At 54.5% G+C, this 2,925-nt stretch carries 3 protein-coding genes and 2 pseudogenes; all 5 read right to left on the reverse strand.

Going from position 1 to position 2,925, the window contains the following annotated elements; genetic code table 11:
* A pseudogene (locus LPH68_RS25920) lies at positions 1 to 1,308 on the reverse strand (viral A-type inclusion protein); the annotation flags it as partial.
* Positions 1,305 to 1,511 (reverse strand): hypothetical protein, encoded by a 207-nt coding sequence (locus tag LPH68_RS25925; protein WP_230297247.1) that lies wholly within the window; start codon positions 1,509 to 1,511, stop codon positions 1,305 to 1,307. The pseudogene LPH68_RS25920 and the gene LPH68_RS25925, both read right to left, overlap by 4 nt.
* Before the next feature lie 38 nt (positions 1,512 to 1,549).
* Positions 1,550 to 2,038 carry a hypothetical protein gene (locus tag LPH68_RS25930; protein ID WP_230297248.1) on the reverse strand — a complete coding sequence of 163 codons (489 nt, stop codon included), beginning with the start codon at positions 2,036 to 2,038 and terminating at the stop codon, positions 1,550 to 1,552.
* 3 nt (positions 2,039 to 2,041) lie between these two features.
* Positions 2,042 to 2,617, reverse strand: a complete 576-nt coding sequence (locus LPH68_RS25935) for a hypothetical protein (RefSeq protein WP_230297249.1) — start codon at positions 2,615 to 2,617, stop codon at positions 2,042 to 2,044.
* Positions 2,618 to 2,628: 11 nt separating this feature from the next.
* A pseudogene (locus tag LPH68_RS25940) lies at positions 2,629 to 2,925 on the reverse strand (hypothetical protein); the annotation flags it as partial.

Here is a 2,925-nt window from a genome sequence, read left to right on the forward strand (position 1 = left end):
CAGTTTCTTTTCGGTACCGGCTTGCATGCGGTCTATCTCTTCCTTCCGGTTCTCGGCCTGCAGGGCGGCAAGATCCTGCGCCAGCCTGCGCTCTGTGGCAAGCCGTTGTTTGGCTTCCGCTTCCGGATTCTTTCCGGGCTGTTTGGGGTCGGCATGTCCGCCGATGCCTGACTCCTGTTCCAGTTTCAAGCGCTCCTTGGTTAAATTCTCCGCCGCTAATATATATCCGTTATACTCTGCTTTAAGCCGGTCTATTTCTTCCTTTTTTTTCCAACGCCCGTTATTATTCTGTTTATATGATTGATCCGAAGAAAAAAAACGGTCAACCTTTCCTCCATACCCCCACCAGGTATCAAATTCACTCTCATCCTTCGCCTCTGCCTCGGCTATTTTTTCATCAACCTCTGACGCTTTTTTTACTAAATTCTGTACTTTCGCCTGGAGGAAGAGGGATTGCACATAATCCTCGCTCTTTTGGATAAGGGTATCATACCACTCGGAAAGTGTTTTATAATACCCGAAAGATTCCCCGTACTTGCGGTTCAGTTCCTCCACCTTGGCCTTTTCCTGTTCCTTGCTTCCGGTGAAGTTCTTTATTTCATTGATGACCGATTTCAGTTCGAAGCGGGTACGCACCATCTGGGCACGGCCGTCCTTTTCTATCTCGGTCATTTCCTTCAGCGAGATGTTGAATTCATCCACACCTTTCTTGGCACTGAACAAATCCTTCGTCCACTCCCAGATTTCGTCACCGTACATCACAAGCAGCATGATGCCGGTGGTGAGAGCCGTCTGCCAGGAAAAGAGGGAGGAGAGTACCTGTTTCCATACCGGCGTGCCTTTCTTGCCCGACTTTTGCAACTCGTCGTATTCTTTCCGGGCACGGGCAAGTTCGTCCGTAAAAATCGGCAGGTTATTGGATATGGCCAGGAAGAACATCTGCGGTCCCATGGCCAAGGAGGGCATTTCACGCGCAATCTGCTGGATGCTGTTGTGCAGGCCACCCAACTGCCGCTGTGCATTAGGTATATCTGCAGGGGTGACCTGTACGGATTCCGATTCCTCCTGCAACTGCTTCAACTTGCCGCGCAATTCCTCAAGCTGCTTCTCCAGTGCATGGATCTGCGCGATATTGGCACTCTGGTCCAGGTTGGGCGAAGCTGTTTCCCCGGCAAGGCGCAGCCTCTCCAGTTCAGCCTCCAGCAGCCTGACGGTATTACGCAGTTCCAGTGCCTCGCGCTCGGCCTTGTTCATGCCGGGCGTGAGGTTGTCCTTCATCAAAAATTCAATCTCTACAGGTTTGCTCATTCCAGTTTGCTTTGAAAAAATCCTACTATATCGTTCGCTTCATCCTCGGCGCTGCGCTCCGGTTTGGGAGCATCGTTTCCGCCGCCTTGCCTTTTCCGCACATACCGCGGCGCGTCGCTCAGCATCAGTATCAGCGTCTGCCAGTTCACACCGTTCAGTATGTAGTCCACACTCCAGCCCGTTGCCGATGCTATCTGCCACACGAAACCGAAAGGGCTATGGGAACCCTCATACCGGGTTCTTAACTCCCCTTCCTTGCCTGGCTCAGTCTCGGGGTCATCGGGTTCGCCCGCGCCGCCGAGCTGATAATACGCATAAAATCCTTCGTGCCCATCAGACGCTCGAATGTCCGGAACATAGCCGTCAGATAGCGCCACTCCACAAAGTTCCGCAGCACCCACGCCGTCAGACCGATGCCCACGGGCTTCGACATATAGCCCCGGCATACCGTATAGGCCAGCAGACGGCTTACAGCCTTACCGTGTTCCGCCACGAAGGCCAGTTCCTCGGCCTTGTCCTTCGGTTGCCAATCGGGTTTGACACCCATCTTCAGGTATTCCCGCGTCAGCAGAATCTGACCCCACAGCCTCGGACGCTTCATCGTCACACGTACCTCCAGCGGGCGTTTAAGCCAGGGAAGCTTCCACCTTTTAAGAGGAACGGACACGCCGCTGTCAAGCAGCGCGTCCGCACACTCCATCTCTATCAGTTGTTTCAGCCGGTCATCCATACGTTAGCCCTCCTTACCCGGGACCGCTTCACTTTGGACCGATGCTGCGGCCGCGGCTCCCGCTGCCGGCAGCTTGTGCTGGCTCCATTCTTCGGGCAGGGCATCCGCGTTGAACACACCGTAGGGCTGCGAACCGTCCTCCGGCATAGCCACCTCAAGGGTGCATTCTATCTTGGCCGTTTCCGTAAGCGTCAGCTTGCCGCCCAGGTTGGAAAGCAACGTACCGTTCGGTATCAGCACGCTCTGTCCGGACACCAGGGAAAGCTCCCACGGCCCCTGCATCAGGATGGCGGCCTGCGGGGCGGTCCAGCCCACAGGATTCTTCTTCTCGCTGTCCTCTTTTTTGTAGTGCAGCGAGCCGCCCAGCAAGGCATGCAGGTTCTTGTAGTCCATCTGGATTACGTTGAATGTAGGGGCAATGCTACCGTTGCTCTGCGGGATAATCAGCACCGGGGCTCCCGGCACCTGTTCCGCCTCGATCTTCGCGGCTTCGGGTTTCTGGCCGCCCAGGTCAAACGAACCTTTCTCGATATAGCCTACCACAAAGTCCTTGTATTTCACGGCACCGATGCCGTACATAAAATTCTTGTTCATCGTTTATAAAGTTTGATGGTTAATAACACACCGGCCAACAAGCCGGCCAATATACCTGTAACAAACACCCGTATCCGGTTCGGAGGGCGTTTTTCTTCCATTTGAACGTCATTCGAAGTTTCACTATTGGTCTCGCTTCGGATGCGTGTCAGTTCTTCTTCATACCACAGCACCAGCTGCTGCAGGCTGTCACACGAGGCTTCGGCCACAAGGTTCCCCTTGCCGTCACTGCCTACGGTCAGGTTGGCCTGTCCGCTCTTGCCACGGTACACGGCACCTTCAGGAAGCTTACG

Source organism: Bacteroides sp. 1_1_30 (genome assembly GCF_020982715.1).
GTDB lineage: Bacteria > Bacteroidota > Bacteroidia > Bacteroidales > Bacteroidaceae > Bacteroides > Bacteroides xylanisolvens.